Below are 24273 nucleotides of genomic sequence, written 5' to 3' on the forward strand. Positions count from 1 at the left end.
TTTAAGAGAATATGCAGGTAGCTTTGAAGTTATAAACTAACAAAGTAATGAATTATGGAAATAGATTGGATAATTGTAGGGCCTGTTGTAGCAGGAATTTTGGGAATTATTATTGGCTACTTTATAGGGTATGCTTCAAAAAAGGTTCCCAATAATAAACAGGAAATAGAAGCCTGGGAGAATAAATATGAGTCTAAAAGCAGAGAGCTTAATGCTTCTATTGAGAAACGTAAAACTCTTGAAAATGATATTACTAACCTTCAAACACGGTTGAGTAATGTGGAGTCTGAGCTTGCAAGCTCAAAATCTAAATTAAACGCCGTTCAAAATATTGCCGGAAGTGTTACAAATACTCCTAATTCTAATCAGAACTTCGAGTCAACAACTGTAGCGCATGCTTATGGAAAACGAGTCATTGAGAATGACCTGACTATTATTGAAGGGATTAATGTTGAAATCGCAGCTTTACTCAAAGATCACGGGATTATTACCTGGAAAGAACTAGCCAATACCTCTGGTGAACGTTGCAGAACAATTTTAACTGATAGTGGTAGACATTACGAAAGCTATCAACCTGCAACCTGGCCAGATCAGGCAAGACTGGCGTATGAAGGAAAGTGGGACGAACTTAGAAGATGGCAGGCTGACCATCATCACTCGATTTAAGTAAAAGAAAAACCGGATATAAAATCCGGTTTTTTTTATGCGTTACGACCATCTTCTTCGGGGTATAATTTATAAACCGGATCACTTTGCCAGAATTCTTTAGTATCCACATCAATTACTGAAAGCTTTCCGTAGAAAGCGGCTCCTGTATCTACATTCCATACATTAGCCATTTGTGTAGGAACATCACGATTGATGCGAGTCACGGGAGTGTGACCAATATAAATCTCTTTGTGATGTGTAAGCCGTTTGGGATACGCGACATCTTCCGGTTTTATGGTTTTGTCTAATGCGACTGCCATTTCCCAAAAAGTGCGGTCCCAGTAAAAAGCAGTGCTGTGGTGTTCGTATTCAGGGCCATTGTGATTCTGAAAACCGGCGTGTACAAACATCCGGTTTTGGTCATCAATATGATAATCCAGCAAATCTTCATAAAATGTTACGTGTGCTTTGCGATCGTCTTCAGTAAGCTTGTTGTAAGACTCAATAGTACCTCTACCGCCATGATTGAGCCAGACTTCATTGAGGTCGTTCTCTTTAAGCCAATTGTGTGTAAGCTCATCATGATTACCTTTTATAAAAATGCAGTTTTGTTTTTGAGCCAGATTTATTAAAAAAGAGACTGTTTCAGCGCTTTCACTCCACCCGTCTACATAATCTCCTAAAAATATAAGGATGTCTTCAGCTGTGACATTTGCACGCTTTAGAACTTGTTTTAAGCCTTTTAATCCTCCATGAATATCTCCAATCGCCAGTGTGCGTGCCATTAATTGTATTTTACTTTACGCAGGATGCGTATGTTTTCTTTATAGGATTGATATAATTTACTGTCAAACTTACGTAGAAAAGGTCTGATGCTTTCCAGTTTTTCCAAGGCAGATTCAAAACCATTGAGGTAGCAAATGAGATACGTAGCCGGCAGATTGTATAAATCTTCTGTTTCTCCTTTATTCAGCGTATCGCCCGAAAGCACTTTGTGTTGGATAGCATTGTTGTTGTTGTAAATGTGATGCAGTACTTTTTTATCATACTTCGGGGGCTCGAAGACCAGATCACTATCTATATAATAAGAGCCGTTTTCATTAAAATGTAGCGTGAGCTCTTCAAGCGGATAATATTTGTTGTTGCCCTGAAGACCGAGCAAAACATACTCTAAGATGGTAAAAGAATCCTGGGTCATGCTGATCGATACTTCATCTAAAGCCGAATAAAAAATACGCACCTGCTCATTGATCAATTCAATATCTACCCGGCTAAAATAGGTTTCACCCTTGACTTCTTTTTTATTGCCAGCCCAGCAAACCACAAACTGTTCTTTAAAAACTTTATACTGGGTATGCAAATCGGCATGTCGCACATTTATGAAGTCGATTACACCGTCAAGCGTGTGCTCAATGCTGTTGTGCGAATGTTTCTCAATAGTAGCGACCAGTTCGCTGTTAACGTCCAGGATTTCGCTTTTAAACGACTTGGGCATCGAGATGCTACCGTCCCGGTAAAAGACAGTACCGCCCCAATATTTCCAGATGTTTTTTTTGAGCGCGGTAAGTTTATTTAAAGGTCTTATGGTCACCAGACCCACTACAATATCTGCCGGAAGGTGTGGAAACGGTATGTTTTCGTAAGAAACAATAGGCGGATTATCCAGATACGCGTTGATCAGATTTTGAATCTTGCTGTCGTCAAAAAACGGCACCCCGACAATCTCATTGCTTTCGTCTTCGACACCAATAACGATATAACTGTTGTTCTTGGGATTGGAGTTTGAAAGTGCGCAGATGTGTTTTAAAAATTTGGCCTTGCCCTCCTTATTGCTGATATCCACTTTACGCTTTTTGTCATAAAAACTGTTCTCGTCATTATGCGCGAGGAGGTTTTTAATGAGAAGGCGTTTGTTGATCATTGTGTTATTGCAATTATTATTTTTATTGCTATTCTGTTAATCAAATTTACTTCCTCGTTTTTCTGATTTTTTCAAATAGTTTGAGAATTTACCGATTTGATCTATTAATTCTTGAGCTTCAGTATTAAGTTTTTGAAATGAATCTTTATCTAAGTAGTTTCGATCTAAACATCTTATTAATTGCGATTTTGTTTCACAGCACGAACCTTTGGAAAACCTAAAAAGTTGATAAACTCCTTGTTACCTCCTCTTCCAAATCCCTCTGCAATATTATCCATTATAGATCCAGAAGAGGTATTTATTTGATTCCTTAGTTCAAAATCCTGTTTCAATTCTGTAGTTTGAATAATTTCCCAAACATTTTGAGAGAGCAAACGAGCTTTCTTAAAAACCTCAAGGTCTTCAAACGAGTTGTAATGTGCCATTATTCAATATTTTAATAAAAAGTAAATAATAATAGCAATAAAAATAAGAATAGTTATTGCTTATTCACCACCGTGCTCGAAGCCTGGTCCACACTCATAACCACGAGATCGGCAATATTTACATGGTAAGGTCTGGTAACCACAAAATGAATGATGTCTGCAATATCTTCTGCTTGTAAAGGTTTGAAGCCCTGGTAGACTTTATCTGCTTTTTCCGAATCTCCTTTAAAGCGTACTTCGCTGAATTCGGTTTCTACCATTCCCGGGTTTACCGCACCTACGCGTATGTTGTAACCGTTGAGGTCTATACGCATTCCCTGATTAATGGCGTCTACAGCATGTTTGCTTGCGCAATACACATTGCCTTTAGGGTAAACTTCTTTACCTGCGGTAGAACCAATATTGATGATGTGACCACTGTTTTGAGCAATCATTTTTGGAATGATCATATCGCTTACATACAGCAATCCCTTTACATTGATGTCAAACATCGCATCCCAATCCTCTGAGTTTCCGTCTTGAATAGGATCGAGACCGTGAGCGTTTCCGGCATTGTTGATGAGAATATCTATTTTCTGAAAGTTTTCAGGCAAGTTTTCGATCGCTTCTTTAACTGCTGATTTATCACGTATATCGAAGCTTAAGGTATGAACATTTACATGATTTTTTAATTCTTCCTTTAAAGCAGTAAGTCGCTCCTGACGTCTTCCGCAGAGAATTAAATGGATTCCGTTTTTCGCAAAATATTTTGCCGTTGCAGCGCCTATACCACTAGTAGCACCTGTAATTAAAGCTGTTTTAGCAGACATGATTTTTGATTTTTTTTGAGTAAGTATAAAGTTGGTGATTCACTTTTTAGAGTTTATTAAAGGAATATTAAACTTCGTTAATTGCCGTTAAAGATTTTTTTGACAGTAAGAAATCACCTCATTTTTGAAAATGTATTTAAAAACAAATAGAATATTATGAAAAATACTTTGAAATATGGGCTGTTATTAGCCGGAATACTGGGATTAAGTTCGTGTAGTGATGATGATAATAATTCAAGCTCAGAGCGCGGAACTGCTAAGATGGCTGTTCGTCTTGTAGATGCGCCTGGAGATTATGACAATGTCTTTGTAGATGTAGAGGTTGTTGTTGTGAAATATAGTGATGATTTCATCGACGATGAGTTTGACGATGATGATGACTTTATACTTGTTGATGGTGAATTAGAGCTTGATACTGATGATGAGGTTTACGATCTTCTTGAGCTTACCGGTGGAGCTTATGCAATACTGGCAGATGAAGATATTCCTGCGGGTTCAATTAGCCAGGTGAGACTTATTCTTGGAGATGACAATACGGTTGTAGTAGATGGAGAAACATTTCCCTTACAAACTCCAAGTGCGCAACAATCTGGACTTAAAGTTCAGTTTAACCAAACGCTAGAAGCTGGTGTGGTCTACACTGTAGTTCTTGACTTTAATGTAGAAGAGTCTATCGTAGAGCAGGGTAATGGCGGTTATTTATTAAAGCCTGTTATTCGTGCAAGTGCTATTGAAGCAACTGGCATGATTTCTGGTTCTTTATTGCCGCTTAATGTGCCTGCAACAATAACTGCAGCAGGAGAAGGTATCGTAGTAAGTACTAATGTAACTAGTGATGGAGACTTTGTTTTAAATGGCCTCCCTGAAGGAGTTTATGATTTAACCATAGAAGCAGAACTTGTAGCAGATGTTATTACCAGTATCACGGTTGAAGATGTGGCTGTTGTAAATGGAGAAACTACCGCTCTAAGAAGTATTACAATTGAATAAAATTTAAATATCACGTATATTTGAAAAGCAATCTGAAAAAGATTGCTTTTTTTTTGCAACAATTATTTTTAAAAACCGTCTTTAAAAGCACCCCTTATGCTGCTTCCTGAAGCCTTTAAAATATGGGGTTTTTAACGATTGATTAACAATATCATTAGTAATAAAATTTAACCTTGTAGACCTCAGAGTCATATTTTAAACAGCATAAACATATGGAAGATACAGGCGCATCTGTAGATATAGGAGCAATCAACGAAAAGATTGAAAGAGAGAGTGCATTTGTAAAGGTTCTTACGATGGAGATGAATAAAGTCATCGTAGGACAAAAGCACATGGTAGAACGTTTGTTAATAGGTCTGCTGGGACGAGGCCATATTTTACTTGAAGGTGTTCCCGGACTTGCGAAAACCTTAGCAATTAACACACTTTCTCAAGCAGTACAAGGTAGTTTTAGTCGTATTCAGTTTACACCAGATTTACTTCCTGCCGATGTTGTGGGAACGCTAATCTACAATATGAAGCTCAATGATTTTAGTATTAAAAAAGGTCCCATTTTTGCAAATTTCGTGTTAGCAGATGAGATCAACCGTGCTCCTGCAAAAGTACAGAGTGCGCTACTTGAAGCGATGCAAGAAAAGCAAGTTACCATTGGTGACGAGACGTTTGTATTAGATAAGCCGTTTTTAGTAATGGCAACTCAAAACCCGGTAGAGCAAGAAGGTACATATCCACTCCCTGAGGCTCAGGTTGACCGTTTTATGTTGAAGACTGTAATTGACTACCCTAAACTAGCCGACGAGCAACTTATCGTGAGACAAAATTTGAAAGGGTCTTATGAGAAAGTAAATCCGGTTGTTTCTGTTGAGCAAATTTTACGTGCTCAGGAAGTAGTTAAAGAAGTGTATATGGATGAGAAAATTGAGAAATATATCCTCGATATCATCTTTGCAACCCGTTATCCTGAGAATTATAAACTGGCAGATTTAAAGCCGTTAATCAGCTTTGGCTCTTCTCCTCGTGGTAGTATTAACCTTGCAACAGCTTCTAAGTGTTTTGCATTTATAAGAGGTCGTGGTTATGTAATTCCAGAAGATGTGCGTGCGGTAGTACACGATGTATTGCGTCACCGTATTGGAATTACCTATGAGGCAGAAGCCGAAAATGTAACTACAGAAGAAATAATAAACAAGATCGTAAACGAGATCGAAGTACCATAAACTAGATATAGAATCAGCTTGCAGCTATTGCCTGAAAAATGGTGAGTGCTGCTCGCTGATTTCTTTGCTGATTCTCTATAATTCATGGACACTAAAGAACTTTTAAAAAAAGTACGCAAGATTGAGATCAAAACCAGAAGGTTGTCTGATCACATTTTTGGTGGAGAATACCATTCTACCTTTAAAGGAAGAGGGATGACCTTTAGTGAAGTACGTCAGTATCAGTTTGGCGATGATGTGCGTAATATAGATTGGAATGTTACGGCACGCTATAATGAGCCCTTTGTAAAAGTTTTTGAAGAAGAGCGCGAACTCACTATGATGCTTGTAGCTGATGTGAGTGGTTCAGAATTCTTTGGCACAGATCAGCAGTTTAAGTCTGAAGTTGTTACCGAAGTTGCTGCAACCCTTGCTTTTTCAGCATTACAGAATAATGATAAAATAGGTCTCATCTTATTTTCTGATGAGATAGAACTTTATATTCCGCCAAAAAAGGGGAAATCTCACGTATTACGTATCATACGAGAATTACTCGAGTTTAAACCAAAAAGCAAAAAGACTGATGTTTCTCAAGCTTTGAAGTTTTTATCTGGAGTGATGAAGAAGAAGGCTATTGTTTTTGTATTGTCAGATTTTATTGCAGAAGGCTATCGCGATACGATGAAAATTGCAGCGAAGCGACACGACATTACCGGGATTCGCATTTATGATAAACGGGAAGAAGAGATCCCTAGCCTCGGAGTTGTTCAGATGGAGGATGAAGAGACTGGTGAATTACTTCTGGTAAACACGACTTCAAAAAAGGTACGCAGTAATTATTCAAAATATTATCAGGACCGCGTTAATTATTACAAAGAGAGCTTTACCCGTAGTGGTGCCGGTGTGATCGATGTGCGTACTGATGAAAGTTATGTAAAAAAACTATTAGGTTATTTTAAACGAAGAGGATAAAAATAAAATGAATAGTAACCCTAATACACTTCAAAGTACAACCTGCTTCTTAAAATACAAATCTATATTTTTAGGTTTTGTACTTTCAGTTTTTGCATTGACTCAGGTAGAGGCGCAGCAGGTTATAGGAGCTATCGATACGACTTCAATCCGTATTGGAGAACAAATCACCTATGAAGTTTCGGTAGAAGCTGATTCTACAGATCTTGTATTATTTCCAGAAGGGCAAACCTTTCAGCCTTTAGAGATGATAGAGGCTTATAAAATAGATACTTCTTTCGCCGGTGCAAAAATGAATTTGATAAAACGTTACGGCTTAACTCAGTTTGATAGCGGATCGTATACTATTCCACGCCAGTTGGTTTCCATTAATCAGAAACCTTTCTATACAGATTCTATTGCAATTGAAGTGAACAATGTAGTCGTTGACACAACCAAGCAAGGTTTATACGACATTAAAGATATTGTTTCAGTAGAACGTACAACCAGTAAATTCTGGACGTATTTACTGTATTTTCTAATTCTTGCCGCTTTAATAGGTGCTTTTTTATATTTCATAATCCGTAGAAGTCGTAAAAAGGCTGAAGCCGAAAAGAAATTACCTCCCTTTGAACAGGCAATTTTTTCGCTTAAACAATTAGACGAGGAATATAAAAAACCTGCTCGGGGTGTTGATGAGCGTGATGTTACTAAGGCTTACTACTCAAAACTTACAGACATTGTAAGACGTTATCTTGATGAAGAAGTCTATGATCGCTCTATGGAAAGCACTTCTTCTGAGTTGATAGATCGCTTGATGCAGGAAAAACAAGAAGGCAAGATTGATTTGAGTAAAGAAACAATTCTCAAACTGGATCAAATCTTAAGACGTGCCGACCTTACTAAGTTTGCCCGTACATCTCCGGGAACCGGTCAAGCTGAGGCAGATCGACTTGTAGCCGAAGAAATTGTAAAAGAAACTAAAGAAGCTATCCCAGAGCCTACTGAGGAAGAGTTGATGCGGGATGCAGCTTATAGGGAGGCATTGGCAAAACGTCGTAAGAGAAAGCTCATTTTAACTTCGGTAATTGGAGTGTTTGGAATTTTAGTTATTGCAACTGGTATTTTGGTTGCAACTAAAGGTTTTGATTATGTAAAAGATAATTTTATAGGTCACCCGTCTAAAGATTTATTAGAAGGTGATTGGGTACGTAGTGAGTACGGTTATCCACCTGTGATTGTGAGTACACCGCGCGTATTAGAACGCAATGAGATTGCGCTGCCGGATTCTTTAAAAACTCAGATGGATATGAGCACTTTTACGTACGGAAGCCTCATAGATGAGTTTTATGTTGTGGTAAATAATACCCGTTTTGGTGGTAAAAATGAAGCTGATTTAGAAGCTGCGTCACAAGGATTTATAAGTACACTAGAAGCGAGTGGGGCCAAGAATCTGATTGTAAAATCTGAAAAGTACACAACACCAGAGGGCACTGAAGGTTTACGCGTTTACGGTACAGGTGAATTTCCAAACAGTATTAATGCACAGAAATTTAGTCCTGGGGCATACGAGATGTTGCTATTTACAGCTCCGGGAGTTTTGCAGCAGGTACTAGTAGCGCATCGTGAAGATGATCAATATGCAAAAGAAATGGCCGCCCGAATCATAAATTCAGTAGAACTTCAAAAAACAGTACCTACCGATGTTAAGTAATTTTGAATTTCAAAATCCTGAGTTTTTCTGGTTGTTTTTAATACTACCGGTAGTTGTGGTTTGGTATTTTTTTAAAAGAAATAAACTTACTGCACAGGTTAAAATTTCCAGTTTAAAAGGTTTTAAAACGGGTAGTGGTTTACTGGCAAAGTTTAGACCTATACTTTTTGTGTTGCGCTTGCTGGCTTTGGCTTTTTTAATTACTGCTTTAGCAAGACCGCGTACGGTTGATGTTTCAACTAGAACAAATACCACGAGAGGAATTGATATTGTGATTGCGATAGATGTTTCGGCGAGTATGCTTGCAAAAGATTTAAAGCCTAACCGTTTAGAGGCCCTTAAGAATGTTGCGGCACAATTTATTGCAGATCGTCCCAATGACCGTATTGGGCTAGTAGAATATGCCGGCGAAAGCTATACACGTACTCCAATAACCAGCGATAAAGGCATTGTGTTGAGTTCGTTAAATGATATTCAGTATAACAATATTATTGAAGGCGGAACGGCAATAGGAATGGGGCTTGCTACTTCGGTAAACCGATTAAAAGACAGTAAAGCAAAAAGTAAGGTGATCATTTTGATGACTGATGGGGTGAACAATGCTGGATTTATTGAACCGACCACAGCGAGTGAGTTGGCACAAGAATTTGGGATTAAAGTGTACACCATAGGTTTGGGAACTAATGGCACAGCACTTACTCCTATTGCATTGCGAGGTGATGGAGGATTTCAATACGGAAATGTTCCTGTAGAAATCAATGAAGAACTATTAAAGGAAATCGCAGATAAAACGGGTGGATTATACTTTAGAGCGACAGATAACCAGTCGCTTGAAGAGATTTACGACGAGATTAATAAATTGGAGAAAACAGACGTTGAAGAGTTTAAGTATACCAATTATGAGGAGAAATACAGACCGCTAGTTTTATTGGCTGGTTTGCTGCTTATGTTTGAGCTGTTGCTGAGGTATACCGTTTTCAAGAGTTTCGTTTAAAAAAATAGTAATAACAGTAATATTTTAATTTGTGTATTTACTAGAAGAAAAAATATGGTTTTGGGCATTGTTAGCTATTCCAGTAGTGGTTCTGCTTTATTTTGCAGTTACACTTTGGAAAAGAACTGCACAAAAACGCTTTGTAGTAAACCGCGAATTGCTGGAGAAATTAACGCCGCAACGATCGGTTTTTAAACCTGTATTGAAGCTTATTGTGTTTTGTCTTGCACTTGCTTGTATGACTGTAGCTCTGGTAAATCCTAAGATAGGTACCAAATTAGAAACGGTTAAACGTGAAGGTGTAGATGTGGTTTTTGCGGTAGATGTTTCAAAAAGTATGGATGCAGAAGATATTGCACCCAGCCGAATTGATAAAGCAAAACAGCTGGTAACTCAGATCATTAATAATCTGGGTAGTGACCGTGTAGGTATTATTGCTTACGCAGGTAGTGCATATCCACAATTGCCTATAACTACAGATTACAGCAGTGCAAAGATGTTTCTCAACTCGATGAATACAGACATGCTGTCAAGCCAGGGAACTGCAATAAAAGATGCTATAGAACTTGCGAAGACTTATTATAATGATGAAGAGCAGACAAATCGAGTTTTGGTTATCATTTCAGACGGGGAAGATCACGAGGGAGATGCCGCTTCAATTGCTGAATCTGCACAAGAGCAAGGCATTCGTATTTTTACGGTAGGAGTAGGTTCTGAAGCGGGTGATCGTATTCCTATTAAGCGAAACGGAGTGGTACAGTCTTATAAAAAAGACCAGAACGGTGAGACCGTGATTACAAAATTAGACGCTGAAACCCTTAAGCAAATTGCAGCAGAAGCCAACGGAGAATACATTGATGGTAACAGTACACAAAAGGTTGTAGATAAGATGAAAACTGCTCTCAGCCAGATGGATAAGAAAGAGTTTGAGGCCAAGCAATTTGCAGATTTTAAAGATCAGTTTCAGTGGTTTGTCGCTGCGGCATTATTCTTGTTATTTATAGATGTGTTCTTGCTTGAGCGCAAAACAGCTTGGGTTAGAAAACTGAATCTGTTTAATGAAAATAAGACTAAATCTTAATCTGATTGAAGATGAAGTATTTTAAAAATATAAATACGCTACTAGCCATATTCTTTATGTTTTTTGTGGGTGTTGTTTTCGCGCAAAGTGAAAAGCCAGATCCCGCGATTATAGAGGCGCAAGATTATGTAGCTGAGGCAAATGATGCCTTTGTTTCTAATGAATTTGCTGCTGCAGAATCTAGTTACAGAAAAGCTGTTGCTAAAGACCCTGCAAATGCGACCGCAAAATACAATATGGGTAATAACTATTACCGAAACAAAAAATATGGTGAGGGTATGAACAGATATCTTCAGGCTGCTGAAGTAGCACAAACGAAGACTGAAAAGCATAAGGCATTTCACAATTTGGGCAATGCTTTCTATCAGCAAAAAGATTACAAGAAAGCCGTAGAAGCATACAAAAATGCGCTGCGTAATGATCCTACAGATGAAGAAACCCGTTATAATTTAGCTCTAGCTAAAAAAGAAGAAGAAAAGAACGGTGGTGGCGGTGGTGACGACGATAAAGACGATCAAAACCAGGATCAGAACGAAGATAAAAAAGATCAGGAAGGCGACGGTGATGATAAAGAAAGTGATGATGGCAAGCCAAAAGATTCTGATGATCAGGGAGATGAGAAGAAAGATCAGGGCGACGATAAAAAAGACGATGAAGGAAAGCCTGAGGATAAAGATGGTGATCAGAAAGATAAGGGTAAAGATGGCGATAAAGAAAAAGAACAGCCTCAGCCACAACCGGGTCAGGGGCAGTTATCTCCTCAGCAAGTTAAAAGTTTGCTAGAGGCTATGAAAAACGAGGAAAATAAAGTACAGGATAAAATGAATGCTCAGAAAGTTAAAGGTGCTAAAGTTAAAACAGATAAAGACTGGTAAGCTACAGCTGAGCGATAAAGCAGCAATTACGATGAAGATGAAGTTAAAATTTTTGCTGATTGTCTTTTTTGCAGGCTTCTCTGCATACTCACAGGTAGAGTTTGATGCCGTGGTGAGTAAAGAAACATTGGGTGTTAATGAGCGCCTGCGTGTAGACTTTGAGATGAATAAAGATGGGGATAATTTTAGACCTCCCAGCTTTCAGGGATTTACAGTGGTAGGTGGTCCTAATCAGTCAATCAGCAAGCAATGGATTAATGGGAAAGCAAGTTTTTCAAAAACATTCTCCTATTTTTTACAACCCAAAGCCACCGGAAAATTAAAAATAGGTCAGGCAGAGATAGAAATAGAAGGTACGGTTTACAAAACCATACCCATAGAGATCAATGTTACGGGTGCTGTAGATTTGCAGAAAGATCCTAACGATCCTCAAGTTGCCGCAACTGAAAATGTGCATTTGGTTGCTGAGGTTTCCAAATCTGATCCTTATTTGAACGAAGCTTTTACAGTGGTCTATAAGCTCTATGTTTCTCGTGAAACAGCTGTAAACGGCTGGAATGAGCTTGACGCACCTAAGTTTGCAGACTTTTGGAGTCAGAGTATAGATGAGAAACAATTTAAGGTTTATGATGGTTCGTTTAATGGGAAACCCTATCGCTATGTGATCCTGAGAAGAACGTTGCTCTATCCACAGAAAACAGGAGAATTAACTATTGAACCGCTCGCTTTAAATATTAATGTGGAAGCACCAACTAATCGTAGAGATATCTTTGGGATGCGCATTACCAGACCGGCAAAAATTACTGTAACTGCTCCTACTCGCAAAGTCAATGTAAAAAGCCTGCCCGAAGATGGTAAACCTGAAAGTTTTACAGGTGCTGTAGGTAGTTTTGATTTTGATGTAACTGCCAGCAAAACTAAACTGGATGCACAAGAAGCGCTTGATTTAACTTTAACAGCTAAAGGAAACGGGAATCTTAAGTTGTTCACCTTACCAAAACCAAAATTACCAAGTTCACTAGAAGTTTATGAGCCTGAGAATGATCAGGATGTTCGGGTTTCTCTGAATGGTATGGCAGGTTCAAATTCTGCACGATACACCATTGTTCCGCAACAAAAAGGAAATTATCCTATTCCGCCGATACGTTTTTCTTATTTTGATCCTTCTACAGAGCAATACAAGACATTGAGCAGTGATGAAATTATAATTGATGTAGAGAACGGCCCTGAAGTTTTAGCTTCAAACGATGATAACAAAGTACCTGTTAAAGCTGTAAATCAATTCAATTATATAAAGTCTGATGCTAATCTGGTTGCTCAGAATAAGGATTCTTTTTTTGCGAGTACAACATTCTGGGGTATGCTGGCAACACCAGTTATTTTAATTCCGTTAGCGATTTTATTTGGAAATAAACGCAGAGCATATCAAAATGATGTAAAAGGGAACAGACTGCGTAAGGCAGATAAACTGGCTCGTAAATATCTGGGAGATGCCAAGAAAAGTCTGGGAGATCAGACCGCTTTCTATCTCGCCCTTGAAAAGTGTCTGCATAATTTCTTAAAAGCTCGTCTCAATATACAGACTAGTGATATGAGTAAAGAGCGTATAAGTAAGTTGCTTCAAGAACGTGGTGCTACGGTTGAAACTACTGCAGATTTCCTGAAGCTTTTAGAAAGCTGCGAGTTTGCACGATATACACCATCAAGCAGTGATGCGATGCAACACGATTATGAGCAGGCTTCCCGTGTAATTTCTGAAATAGATAAACAGTTATGAAAACACAGGGTTTAATGTCGAGATATAGCAATATTTTAGTTGCGCTTGTTGTAGTGCTATGTGTTTTTTCAGCAAGTGCTCAGACTGCGCAACAATTGTTTGAGACTGGTAATTCACAATATGCGCAGAATAATTATGAAGAGGCAATTAAGAATTATGAGCAGGTTTTAGATGCCGGTTATGAGTCTGCAGAAGTGTATTATAATCTGGCAAATGCCAATTATAAGCTCAATAGGATTGCACCTAGCGTTTATAATTATGAAAAAGCATTAGCACTAAAGCCTAACGATAAAGAGATTAAAAACAATCTTCAATTCGCTCAGAATATGACGGTTGATGCAATAACACCTTTACCTGAAAACACGTTTAAAAAATGGTGGAATCAACTCTTAAATTTGTTTACACTTGACGGTTGGGCACTTGTTACAGTAGTTTTAATTGTGTTGTTTACTCTTAGTTTTCTTGTGTATTACTTTGGAAGCAAAACAGTTTTAAAACGCTCTTTTTTTACCATTGCTTTCGTTTCTTTAGGTTTAGGATTACTCAGTCTGACTTTAGCATTTCAGGCACGATCTAATGAAAAAAACAAGCGCTTTGCTGTCGTTTTTTCACCAGAAGCAGAAATAAAAAATGCGCCTAATATGGGTAGTGAAGAAGTGTTTGTTTTGCATGAAGGCACTAAGGTGCGTGTTATTGAAGAACAAGGAGACTGGCAATTAATACGTCTTGCAGATGGTCAAGAAGGTTGGATACCTAAAACTTATATAAAGCTGCTGTAAATAATCTAGGTAAACACAGTATCTTGGCTTTAGTCAAATGTTTTACTCTATAGTGGAGATGTAAATGCCCAAGATTGTTTCTAAGTCAAAAGTTATATCCTTTTCAGGTCTTGTTGACTCGAGCTAATTATTTTTTTAAATTAAGGTTTTTTTAACTTTTCTTTTATAGATTTACGAATAACAAGCTATAATTCAGGTTTTGATTAGTAAATCGTATTTTTTTATAATAATATTTGTGTCTTTTTTAGTCACGCCTTTTGTTGTATCTATTTTGCAACAGGATGACTATGACTACGCGCTTACAATTTCAGAAGAAGAAAAAAGCGCAGACGGAACCTATGATTTTGAAAAAGATCTAAAGGTAAAACAAGACTTTGTAGTTTACTACTATGAGCAATCTGAGCGATTTTTGCAACCCACTTTCTATCAAGGATTTTTATTAAGCAGCGGTTATCTTGACCCTGTCTTCCCTCCTCCTAAAAGTATTTAATTTTTATTTTAGCGACTTATTAATAGATTGTCATTGAAGTTATTCATAGTTTCAATAGCTAAAGCGCATATCAGCGTTTTATAATTCTTATTTATAACCAAAAAACAAATAGCATGGATATTAAGAAAATATTCGAGAACAACAAGGAGTGGGTTCAGGAACGTTTAGATATTGAGCCTGAATATTTTAAAAAATTATCTCAGGGGCAATCTCCTGAGATCCTTTATATAGGGTGTAGCGATAGCCGCGTTTCTTCTGAAGAGTTAATGGGCGTAGGTCCCGGAGATGTTTTTGTACATAGAAATATTGCTAATATGGTACCTAACACAGATCTAAACTCGATGTCTGTAATCAATTATGCTGTAGAGCATCTAGAGGTTAAACACGTGGTGGTTTGTGGTCATTATTACTGTGGAGGTGTAAAAGCAGCTATGCAGTCTGCTGATCTCGGGCTTTTAAACCCGTGGTTAAGAAATATCAGAGATGTTTACCGTATTCACAAAGATGAATTGAGCCTTATTGAAGATGAAGAAGAGCGCTATAAAAAATTTGTAGAGCTTAATGTGCAGGAGCAGTGTGTAAATGTGATTAAAACTGCCGATGTACAAAAGGCGATTCGCAATAGAAACCTTACGGTTCACGGATGGGTATTTGACATCCACTCTGGGAAATTGATCGACCTTAAAATTGACTTTGATGCAATTCTCGAGAACATCATGGAAATTTATCGATTAGACGAATAAAGAAACGTATTGATCCAGAGTAGTAGTTAGCTGCTCTGGATTCTTTATTTAAAAGTTGGATATACTTGACAGAATTGTACTCTTCATAAGTTGTAATGATCTTAATATTTACAGTATTGAAAAAAAACTAACAAATTAAAAATTAAAACTATGTTTAAACATTTAAAGAGCGACTTGCCATCTAGTATTGTTGTATTTTTCGTAGCACTACCGCTGTGTTTAGGTATAGCACTTGCAAGTGGAGCACCATTATTTTCAGGTCTTATTGCAGGTATTGTAGGTGGTATCGTAGTAGGAGCTTTAAGTGGATCTAGTTTAGGAGTAAGTGGACCTGCTGCGGGTCTTTCCGCAATCGTTTTAGTGGCGATTTCAAGTCTGGGAGGTTATGAGAATCTTTTAGTAGCTGTTGTTTTAGGTGGAGTAATTCAGTTGCTATTTGGAGTTCTTAAAGCAGGGATTATTGGATATTATTTTCCTTCTTCAGTAATTAAAGGAATGCTTACTGGTATAGGTATCATTATTATTTTAAAGCAAATCCCTCACTTTTTTGGGTATGATGCAGACCCTGTGGGTGATTTAGCATTTGCTCAGGTTGATGGTAGGAATACATTTACTGAAATAGCCAGAGTCTTTGATGGTATCAGTCTTGGGGCAACTTTAATTGCAATTATAGGAATGGCAATTCTGGTTCTATGGGAAGCAGTTTTAGGTAATAAAGGGAAGGTTTTTAAGTTAGTGCAGGGACCTTTAGTCGCTGTCGTTCTGGGTATATTATATTTTGTCTTTACTCAGGATTCTGAAACTTGGGGTATTTCAAAAGAACATCTCGTTAAAGTGCCTGTTCCAGATGACTTTAATTCATTTATAGGTCAATTTACATTTCCTAATTTTAAAGTTATAGGGGAGCCACAAATCTGGATAACAGCTTTTACAATTGCATTAGTTGCGAGCTTAGAAACACTTCTATGTGTTGAAGCAACAGATAAGTTAGACCCTAAGAAGCGAACAACACCTACCAATCGCGAACTTTTTGCACAGGGAGCTGGTAATATTATTTCAGGAATGATAGGAGGTTTACCGGTTACTCAGGTAATTGTGCGCAGTTCGGCTAATATTCAGTCAGGAGGACAAACCAAAATGTCTGCGATCATTCACGGCTTTTTATTGCTCATATCTGTGATTCTTATTCCCAATGTTTTAAACCTGATCCCCTTGTCTGTATTGGCAGCTGTGCTCTTACTTGTAGGGTATAAGTTGGCAAAACCAGCAACATTTAAACGCATGTGGGATTTAGGGTGGAAACAATTTTTACCTTTTATAATTACAATAGTGGGGATTGTTTTTACCGATTTACTTATAGGAATCAGTCTGGGGCTTGCAGTAGGGATTGTTGTGATACTTATAAAGAATTATCAGAATTCTCATTTTTTACATATTAGAAAAGAGGAAAAAACAGGTCAAGAAGTAGTAAAAATGACTTTAGCAGAAGAGGTAAGCTTTATTAATAAAGGTGCTATTTTAAAAGAATTAAATAAGTTGGGTGATGACTCATTCCTTGAAATAGATGTGCGTAAAACGCGCTATTTAGATCATGATATTATTGAAATTCTTGATGACTTTGGGTATAAAGCAAACGATAAAAATATTGATGTGAAAATAATTTCAGAACGTGGAATTATTGAAAACCCTAAAGATTATGAGATGTTTTTCAATCAAGAAAAAAAAGAGAATTTAAAAGTTACTAGATAAAACCTATATTAAAAATCCCTGAACAATTCTTTTTGGGGTTTTTAGTTTTAGGCAGATTGAAGCTCTAAGGAATTATTTTCATCTTGATCATTCCTGTCTCTAAACTCATCGACTTCCTTTAAAATACTGGGAAGAAATAAAGGGCCTAAGGGTTCTATGGTTTTATAGAGAACAGATTGTTCTCTTGTCTCTTTATCTATAATATTTAAAGTGTTTGTCATTGCAGCAAGAAACATAAGGATCACACTAAGAATAAAGGCCGTTTTAAGAAGTCCAAAGACTGCGCCCAGAATTTTATTTACGATACCCAGCATAGCAAATGAAGCCACTTGCGTAAGCACTTTCCCAGCTAAAGTGATCACAAAAACAATAATGATAAATGTTATGGCAAAGGCAGCGAGATTTATGGTTTGTTCACCCCAGCTTACTTTTTCATTTAAAAATTCTACAGCATAATATGAGAAATGAATAGCACCATACACTCCTAAAATTAAGGCAATAAGTGAAGCTACTTCAATTAGCAATCCATTTTTTAGACCTTTAAAGAGCCCAAAAATCAGTAAAATTCCGATTACGATATCTAGATAATTCATAGGTTAAAGATACTATTTTGCCCAATATACCCTCTTGTTGTGCTGAGATCAAAAGGAGTATGCTTAATCATTAGTTAAATTATAAAGGTTTATTGATTAGTAAACTTACGTGTGGTATTAGATTGTAGCTTCTTACCTATATTTGCGGCATGGCAAGAGATGAACAATTAAAAGAGCGGTGGGACCAGATCGTGAGTAAACTTTCTGACCGTTTTGCAGATGGAGAACAATTAGATCTGGATGCTATTATTTACTTAATTGGTGTTCAGGAGTTGGGTAAACCGGGAATGCGCTTTAAAAAAGACGATAAACTCAATCTGATGCATATAGCAATATGCAGATTATTAGAGCCTTTTGGGTTTTATAAGTTTGATTTTCAAGATGAAGATGGATGGCCTCATTATGAAATGCTAGAAGCTTTACCGCCTTTAAAGGCCGGTGAACAGACTTTGTTGATGAAAGAAGCAATAGTTCAATATTTTGTTGAAAAAGAACTCGTGCATTAAAAGAATTGAATAAAATGAGTTTGTCTAAACCATGCTACTAGCCCTGCTACAGGAAGTTTTTCCTAACGATACCGGCCCTATTTACAAAGAGACAATTACTGGCAGATTTCCTGTTGAACCGTTCAACACGTATAGTAATCTTATTTTTTTGTTTATTGTAATTTACTTTGTTATAAAAATTTACAAAAAGCCAAGAAATCAGTGGTTTTTAATGATTGCTTTGCCTTTTATATTTATAGGCTATGTGGGCGGAACTTTGTATCATGGTTTGCGCAATGAAGAAGCCTGGTTGCTTTTAGACTGGGTGCCCATTCGCGGACTCAGTTTTGCAGCAGTGCTGTATTTTATTTTTAAATGGAAAAAAACCTGGGGAAAACGCCTCATTTTTATTAGTACAATTGGTGCTGCATTCATCGGTTTGCGGTATTTACCGCTTCCAGTTAAATTAGAGCACAACATAGGTTATCTCATAAGCGCGTTAAGCATTTTGATTCCTGTCATTGGATATTTAATAAAAACAAATGGACGACACCTTAGGCCGGTGGTAACAGCATTTGTGATTTTTGGTCTAGCAGTTTTATTTCGTTTTTTAGATAAACGGCTGGATTTTGAATTTTTCTGGATGGGAACCCACTGGCTTTGGCATCTACTAGGTGGTACGGCAGTATTCTTTATCCTGCAATATATTTACCGGGACAATAAAGCCGAAGCCGTTGATATTTCCTAAATTTGTGACTTCTAAAATTGCGTAAAGAACACTTTTGTAGAAGCTGTTTATAATGCAAAAATTATCGCAGATTAAAACCCAAAAATGGGATTGAAGAAGAATTATGTTAGATAAAATAAAAGAATTAATTGCCGAAGCAGAGGCTTTTACTACAACCTCACTTGAAGAAGCGGAAGCTTTTAGAATTAAATTTTTAGGAAAAAAAGGACTGTTTAATCAGTATTTTTCAGAATTCAAAAACATCCCTAACGAGCAGAAGAAAGAGTTTGGGCAAACAATGAACACCCTTAAAACTGTGGTTCAAGATAAAGTAGATGCGCTTAAGGCAAGTCTAGAATCAGCAGAAGAAAAAGGTACTTATGGTGATTTGACCAGACCCGGTGATGCAATCACTTTAGGTTCTCGCCATCCTATCTCAATTGTAAAAAATCAGATTATTGATATCTTTTCAAGAATAGGTTTTAATGTTTCTGAAGGTCCGGAGATTGAAGATGACTGGCATAATTTTACCGCGTTGAATCTACCGGAATACCATCCGGCTCGTGATATGCAGGACACGTTTTTCATTCAGACAGATCCAGACGTTCTGTTGCGTACACATACCTCATCGGTACAAGTGCGGTATATGGAAGGAAACAAACCACCTATACGTACAATTTCTCCTGGTAGAGTTTTTCGTAACGAAGCTATTTCAGCGCGTTCACACTGCTTTTTTCATCAGGTAGAAGGTTTGTATATAGATAAAGATGTTTCATTTGCAGACCTTAAGCAAACACTTCAGCACTTTACTACAGAGATGTTTGGTAAGAGTAAGATTCGCTTAAGACCTTCTTACTTTCCATTTACAGAACCTAGTGCAGAAGTTGATGTGTATTGGGGTCTGGAGACAGAAACCGATTACCGAATGACAAAAGGAACCGGTTGGTTAGAAATTATGGGTTGTGGTATGGTAGATCCTAATGTATTAGAAAATTGTGGTATAGACTCTAAAGAATACAGTGGCTTTGCATTTGGTATGGGGATAGATCGTATCGCTTTATTATTGCACCAAATATCAGATATACGCTTATTAAGCGAGAATGATTTGCGTTTCTTGAACCAGTTTAAGAGTGCATTGTAATATCTGATTCAATTCAGAAAGAAATAACTATTTGCTATGAAAAAGTATATTGTAATTGCGATACTTCTTATCGCATTAGCTGGTGTTGCCTATTTGACTTTTGTCATAGCAGCAATTAAGATTGTTATAGGAAGCATTTTTTTGGGTATAATGGCGCTCGCGCTATTAGCCTTATGGATTATGTGGAAGGTTAACGACGACTAACTATGCGAAAAGACATCAACATTCCTGAGGTTAAAGACGTTTATGTTGCGGCAGTTAAAGAGTTTAATGAGACGCATCGTACAGATGATTGGAATGCTTATATTATAAATGATTTAGAGCAGCCATTAGAACTTGTTCTTATCGTTTCTAATGGTTATAATGAGAAGAAGACAACCAGCCAGATGCGACATAAATTGCAAGTTCTGCCTGCAAAGTCTTTTGCTAAAATTGAATTTATAGAAGATAGTGTTTTAGAGCTCACTAATGAATTTGCAGTCACCTATTTTCTAGACGGAAAAATGTTTGAAAAGAAATTCATTTTTCCTGGCGGAAGCATCAATGATAAAAACAAAGGTCCGGTGCCTTCTATGTTAAAAGAAGGAGTTTTAGCGAACTAATCTATTTTATCCGTTAACTTTTTGAAGGTTTGTTTAGGATCTTTTCCTTTGTATAAAACTTGATAAACCGCATCTATTATGGGTGTTTTTGCGCCCAATTCCTGATTGATTTTATAGGCACTTTCTGCTGCGTAATAGCCTTCAGCAATCATACTCATTTCCATTTGAGCGCTTTTTACAGTGTATCCTTTTCCTATCATATTACCAAACATTCTGTTACGGCTAAATACAGAATATCCCGTTACCAATAAGTCTCCCAAGTAGGCCGAATCGTTGATGTTACGCTTCATTTTATGAACCTTCTTTATAAATTTTTTCATCTCTCTGATCGCATTGCTCATCAACACACTCTGAAAGTTATCGCCATAACCTAAACCATGTGCGATTCCGGCAGCAATTGCATAGATATTTTTAAGCATTGCAGCATATTCTGTACCTATGGTATCATCACTAATTGTCGTTTTGATGTACCAGCTTTTAAGGTGGTCTGCAACCACTTGAGCATGTTCTTCATCTGCGCAAGCGATGGTTAAATAAGAAAGACGTTCAAGCGCTACTTCTTCTGCATGACAAGGGCCTGTTATTACACCAATATTTTCAAAAGAAATGTCATATTCTTTGTGAAAATGAGCACCAACGATTTGCCCAGTTTCTGGTACAATCCCTTTAATCGCCGAAAAAATAATCTTGTCTTTAAAGCTAGCGGTAACCTTTTCCAATTCTTTACCCACAAAAGCAGATGGCACTGCGAAAATGAGGTAATCTGCATATGCTATGACCTCATTAATATCGTTACTCAGTTTCAATCGGGTGGTATCAAACTCTACAGCGCTCAGGTAATTAGGATTATGTTTTTCTTTTTTTAGATGCTCAAGAGCATAAACGCTGCGCATGTACCAGCCCACTTCTTCTACATTTTCTGAAAGCATTTTTACAATTGCTGTTGCCCAGCTTCCACCTCCTATAACACCAAATTTTAAGGCCATAATTTTTAATTTTTCCACATTGTGGAATTAAAATATATCGTGATCTATATCACTTATAAACCCAGTTATCACAAGGCTTTAACTGAATTTTGTTTTTTCAAAATCGAATACCTAAAGGTACAGATTTTAGACCGCACCTAAAATCTTGAAAACCACTTTAATAATTTTTTGGCACGCGGTTTGAATATGTTAAAACACAATTCGGAGCATGACGTCAACGCTAAGGATCTAATTGCAGCTTTTGTAATCGCAAGAGTAACAAACTTAAAAACTAACAATTATGAGAACATTAAAACTACTTAGCGGATTTTTATTAATACTTATTGGATTTACATCGTGTTATACAGATGTATATGTAGATGATGAAGTTTTAGAGCCGGTTGTGCCTCTTTCTAGGGTGCTTGCCGATTATGAGCTTTGGTATGTAGATATCAATCAGACTCAAGGTAATGGCAACATCCCTTTTATGGAAAAAGCTTTTACACTGTCTTTTTTAAACGGAACTGTAATGGCAAATAATAACCTAGCAGGAATAGGTGACCAGGGTAGCGGTTATGGTATAGAGGTAGGTTACTATGATATCTTTGATTACGATTTAGACATCAGTCACGATATAGATGGTTTTTATTCTTTTGAAATAAGTGTATTGAACACTAATACGCTTGAGTTGTATAATAGCTTTTCAAATACCTCATATATATTAAAGGGGTACCAGCGTAATACGTTTGATTATGACCGGTTGTTTTATGACAACATTCATTTTTTTCTACAGGAATACGCTGCCTGGGAAAAAATATATACCAGTGCTTCAGGGTCAATAAATGAATTTGATGCCGAGAATTTCTTGCAGTTTTTACCGGCAAATTCCGGAGGAAATTTTCAGAGTTCACAAGATGTATCTGGTACTTCTGCAAATAACTTGTATTGGGATTACACCGGTATTTATGAAGTACAGGATGTACAGAATAATGCGTTGTTAAAAACCTTGACATTAGACTATGATTATTTTGCAAATGAATTCTTTGAACTTACAATCGTAGATGACGCAACCATTGCTTTATATCACCCTTCTTCAGGAACAGAATATCGTTTTAGGGGTAAAGGCTATATTCAGTATAAAACACCTTCAGAAGGTAAGAGTCGTTTAAAGCAAAGCGAAATAGAACAAAATATTAAGATGATAAAAGCGTTAGCTAAATAAGCAATAGAAGATTTTTTTGGTTGGTTAGTTGAGATCGCCCTGTTGAGTTATTCGCAGGGCGATTTTTATTGGCAACGCCAAAAGGTTTAATACCCTAAGGCTTACCTCAAAATTGAAAATTTGTTTCTAACTAATATTTTGTAGGCCTGCCTGAAGTATTTTATTTAGAATCAGCCGCAAACATTCACATACATTTAAGTAGACATTATTAACGGCTTAAGACGGTATTTTGTAAATTGAATGTTTATAACAGAAACTAATTAAAGAACACAAAAATGGGATTATTTTCATTCATTAAAAATGCGGGTGCAAAAATAGGTATTGGTAAAAGCACAGCTGAAGAAGCTGCAGAAAAAAAGGCTGAAGCAGCCGCAGCCGCAGCTGCCGCAAATAAAAAAGCAGAAGCTTCTTTAAAAGAAACGATAGGCGATTTGGGTCTTGAGGTTGAAAACCTTGATATTTCTATTGATGGTGAGAAGGCAACAGTTACCGGTAAAGCAAAAGATCAAACTACAAAAGAAAAAGTAGTACTTGTTGTAGGTAATGTAGAAGGTATTGCTCAGGTAGATGATCAAATGGATGTTGAGCATAAAGAACCAGAAGCACAGTTTCACACAGTAGAATCAGGTGATACGTTAAGTAAAATTGCTAAGAAATTTTATGGCAATGCAATGAAATATCCTGTGATATTTGAAGCAAATAAACCAATGCTTAAAGATCCAGACAAAATATATCCGGGACAAATGCTACGAATTCCAAATTTAGATTAGATTTAAAATCATAATAAAAAAGCTCTTTACTGAAGCTTTTTTATTTGTAGAAATTCATTTCGTCAATATACCGCCATACAGATTGCGGTAATAAAGGCCGGCAGTTTTTGCCGGCCTTTATTGCTTTACGAATAGCGGTAGACGAGATTTCAACAACCGGTGCTTCAATAATATGAATACGCTCGTTATTTAATAATTCGTGTTGCGTTTGATCTTCACTGTCTGCAATACGCGGATATACATAGATATCGTGATGCTTTAAAATCACTTCATAATTCTTCCATTTATGAAGGGTGCGCAAATTATCTTCGCCCATAATCAGGCAAAACTCGTGTTGAGGATATTTCTCTTTTAAATGCGCTAGCGTATTACTTGTGTAATTGGGTTGCGGCAAATTAAATTCAATAGTACTGGCTTCAATAGCAGGATATTCTTCAACAGCTTCAAGCACTAGCTGGTAGCGGTGATGGTTATCCAGAAGTGTTTTTTTCTTTTTAAATGGATTATGAGGGGTAATTACCATCCAGATTTTGTCGAGGTCGCTGTATTCTGCAAAGTGATTTGCAATGATTAAATGCCCTACGTGCACTGGATTAAATGTCCCAAAATAAAGTCCAATTTTCATA

The 24273-nt window shown here is 37.1% G+C and carries 26 protein-coding genes and 1 pseudogene; 20 read left to right on the forward strand and 7 right to left on the reverse strand.

Annotation, left to right across the window (positions count from 1 at the left end):
- Positions 1-54 precede the first annotated feature (54 nt).
- Positions 55-666 carry a hypothetical protein gene (locus DSM03_RS03690; protein WP_128759660.1) on the forward strand — a complete coding sequence of 204 codons (612 nt, stop codon included), beginning with the start codon at positions 55-57 and terminating at the stop codon, positions 664-666.
- 35 nt (positions 667-701) lie between these two features.
- On the opposite strand, the gene DSM03_RS03695 is transcribed toward DSM03_RS03690, so the two are convergent.
- The 4 genes and pseudogenes from DSM03_RS03695 to DSM03_RS03710 form a co-directional block, all read right to left on the reverse strand.
- Positions 702-1433 (reverse strand): metallophosphoesterase family protein, encoded by a 732-nt coding sequence (locus DSM03_RS03695; protein WP_128759661.1) that lies wholly within the window; start codon positions 1431-1433, stop codon positions 702-704.
- On the reverse strand, positions 1433-2569 hold the full coding sequence (locus DSM03_RS03700) for an ATP-binding protein (RefSeq protein WP_128759662.1): 1137 nt from the start codon (positions 2567-2569) through the stop codon (positions 1433-1435). Before DSM03_RS03700 ends, DSM03_RS03695 begins: the two co-directional genes overlap by 1 nt.
- 36 nt (positions 2570-2605) lie before the next feature.
- Positions 2606-2994 (reverse strand): annotated as a pseudogene (locus tag DSM03_RS19285) (four helix bundle protein).
- A gap of 53 nt (positions 2995-3047) precedes the next feature.
- Positions 3048-3803, reverse strand: a complete 756-nt coding sequence (locus DSM03_RS03710) for an SDR family NAD(P)-dependent oxidoreductase (protein ID WP_128759663.1) — start codon at positions 3801-3803, stop codon at positions 3048-3050.
- A 156-nt stretch (positions 3804-3959) separates the two neighbouring features.
- On the opposite strand from DSM03_RS03710, the gene DSM03_RS03715 reads away from it, so the two are divergent.
- The 12 genes from DSM03_RS03715 (at position 3960) to DSM03_RS03770 (ending at position 17142) form a co-directional block, all read left to right on the forward strand.
- A complete protein-coding gene (locus DSM03_RS03715; protein ID WP_128759664.1) occupies positions 3960-4793 on the forward strand; it encodes a DUF4382 domain-containing protein in 834 nt (277 codons plus the stop codon).
- A 212-nt stretch (positions 4794-5005) separates the two neighbouring features.
- Positions 5006-6010, forward strand: coding sequence for an AAA family ATPase (locus tag DSM03_RS03720; protein WP_128759665.1), 1005 nt, complete (start codon positions 5006-5008; stop codon positions 6008-6010).
- 84 nt (positions 6011-6094) lie between these two features.
- A complete protein-coding gene (locus DSM03_RS03725; RefSeq protein WP_128759666.1) occupies positions 6095-6961 on the forward strand; it encodes a DUF58 domain-containing protein in 867 nt (288 codons plus the stop codon).
- Between the two features lie 7 nt (positions 6962-6968).
- Positions 6969-8654, forward strand: a complete 1686-nt coding sequence (locus DSM03_RS03730) for a hypothetical protein (protein WP_128759667.1) — start codon at positions 6969-6971, stop codon at positions 8652-8654.
- The gene (locus DSM03_RS03735) at positions 8644-9648 is read left to right on the forward strand and encodes a vWA domain-containing protein (RefSeq protein WP_128759668.1); all 1005 of its coding nucleotides are present in this window, start codon (positions 8644-8646) and stop codon (positions 9646-9648) included. Before DSM03_RS03730 ends, DSM03_RS03735 begins: the two co-directional genes overlap by 11 nt.
- A 31-nt stretch (positions 9649-9679) precedes the next feature.
- Positions 9680-10729 carry a vWA domain-containing protein gene (locus DSM03_RS03740; protein WP_128759669.1) on the forward strand — a complete coding sequence of 350 codons (1050 nt, stop codon included), beginning with the start codon at positions 9680-9682 and terminating at the stop codon, positions 10727-10729.
- A gap of 11 nt (positions 10730-10740) precedes the next feature.
- Positions 10741-11604, forward strand: coding sequence for a tetratricopeptide repeat protein (locus DSM03_RS03745; RefSeq protein ID WP_128759670.1), 864 nt, complete (start codon positions 10741-10743; stop codon positions 11602-11604).
- A gap of 31 nt (positions 11605-11635) precedes the next feature.
- Positions 11636-13381: a BatD family protein gene (locus DSM03_RS03750; RefSeq protein WP_128760095.1), complete on the forward strand. Its 1746-nt coding sequence runs from the start codon at positions 11636-11638 to the stop codon at positions 13379-13381.
- Entirely contained in the window at positions 13378-14160 is a 783-nt protein-coding gene (locus tag DSM03_RS03755; protein WP_128759671.1) for an SH3 domain-containing protein, read from the forward strand. The genes DSM03_RS03750 and DSM03_RS03755 overlap by 4 nt, the downstream gene beginning before the upstream one ends.
- 235 nt (positions 14161-14395) lie before the next feature.
- Entirely contained in the window at positions 14396-14650 is a 255-nt protein-coding gene (locus DSM03_RS03760; protein ID WP_128759672.1) for a hypothetical protein, read from the forward strand.
- A gap of 113 nt (positions 14651-14763) precedes the next feature.
- Complete coding sequence (locus DSM03_RS03765) at positions 14764-15393, forward strand: carbonic anhydrase (protein ID WP_128763057.1); 630 nt, start codon at positions 14764-14766, stop codon at positions 15391-15393.
- 150 nt (positions 15394-15543) lie between these two features.
- The gene (locus DSM03_RS03770; RefSeq protein WP_128759674.1) at positions 15544-17142 is read left to right on the forward strand and encodes a SulP family inorganic anion transporter; all 1599 of its coding nucleotides are present in this window, start codon (positions 15544-15546) and stop codon (positions 17140-17142) included.
- 47 nt (positions 17143-17189) lie between these two features.
- On the opposite strand, the gene DSM03_RS03775 is transcribed toward DSM03_RS03770, so the two are convergent.
- Positions 17190-17735 (reverse strand): CvpA family protein, encoded by a 546-nt coding sequence (locus DSM03_RS03775; protein WP_128759675.1) that lies wholly within the window; start codon positions 17733-17735, stop codon positions 17190-17192.
- A 149-nt stretch (positions 17736-17884) separates the two neighbouring features.
- On the opposite strand from DSM03_RS03775, the gene DSM03_RS03780 reads away from it, so the two are divergent.
- The 5 genes from DSM03_RS03780 to DSM03_RS03795 all read left to right on the forward strand — a co-directional run bounded on the left by DSM03_RS03780 (position 17885) and on the right by DSM03_RS03795 (position 20690).
- Positions 17885-18241, forward strand: a complete 357-nt coding sequence (locus DSM03_RS03780) for a hypothetical protein (protein ID WP_128759676.1) — start codon at positions 17885-17887, stop codon at positions 18239-18241.
- A 31-nt stretch (positions 18242-18272) separates the two neighbouring features.
- Positions 18273-18968, forward strand: a complete 696-nt coding sequence (locus DSM03_RS03785) for a hypothetical protein (protein WP_128763058.1) — start codon at positions 18273-18275, stop codon at positions 18966-18968.
- 103 nt (positions 18969-19071) lie between these two features.
- Positions 19072-20088 carry a phenylalanine--tRNA ligase subunit alpha gene (gene pheS / locus DSM03_RS03790; protein WP_128759678.1) on the forward strand — a complete coding sequence of 339 codons (1017 nt, stop codon included), beginning with the start codon at positions 19072-19074 and terminating at the stop codon, positions 20086-20088.
- A 36-nt stretch (positions 20089-20124) separates the two neighbouring features.
- Positions 20125-20292: a hypothetical protein gene (locus DSM03_RS19025; protein WP_164918263.1), complete on the forward strand. Its 168-nt coding sequence runs from the start codon at positions 20125-20127 to the stop codon at positions 20290-20292.
- A 2-nt stretch (positions 20293-20294) separates the two neighbouring features.
- Complete coding sequence (locus DSM03_RS03795) at positions 20295-20690, forward strand: hypothetical protein (RefSeq protein WP_128759679.1); 396 nt, start codon at positions 20295-20297, stop codon at positions 20688-20690.
- Here DSM03_RS03795 and DSM03_RS03800 read toward each other — a convergent pair.
- Positions 20687-21676: an NAD(P)H-dependent glycerol-3-phosphate dehydrogenase gene (locus DSM03_RS03800; RefSeq protein ID WP_128759680.1), complete on the reverse strand. Its 990-nt coding sequence runs from the start codon at positions 21674-21676 to the stop codon at positions 20687-20689. The genes DSM03_RS03795 and DSM03_RS03800 overlap by 4 nt on opposite strands.
- 280 nt (positions 21677-21956) lie before the next feature.
- On the opposite strand from DSM03_RS03800, the gene DSM03_RS03805 reads away from it, so the two are divergent.
- Positions 21957-22877: a nicotinic acid mononucleotide adenyltransferase gene (locus DSM03_RS03805; RefSeq protein WP_128759681.1), complete on the forward strand. Its 921-nt coding sequence runs from the start codon at positions 21957-21959 to the stop codon at positions 22875-22877.
- 275 nt (positions 22878-23152) lie between these two features.
- Positions 23153-23647 (forward strand): peptidoglycan-binding protein LysM, encoded by a 495-nt coding sequence (gene lysM, locus DSM03_RS03810; RefSeq protein ID WP_128759682.1) that lies wholly within the window; start codon positions 23153-23155, stop codon positions 23645-23647.
- 40 nt (positions 23648-23687) lie between these two features.
- On the opposite strand, the gene nadD is transcribed toward lysM, so the two are convergent.
- Positions 23688-24272, reverse strand: coding sequence for a nicotinate (nicotinamide) nucleotide adenylyltransferase (gene nadD, locus DSM03_RS03815; protein ID WP_128759683.1), 585 nt, complete (start codon positions 24270-24272; stop codon positions 23688-23690).
- Position 24273 lies beyond the last annotated feature (1 nt).

Origin of the sequence: Leeuwenhoekiella aestuarii (assembly GCF_004104055.1) — a bacterium.
Classification (GTDB): Bacteria; Bacteroidota; Bacteroidia; order Flavobacteriales; family Flavobacteriaceae; genus Leeuwenhoekiella; species Leeuwenhoekiella aestuarii.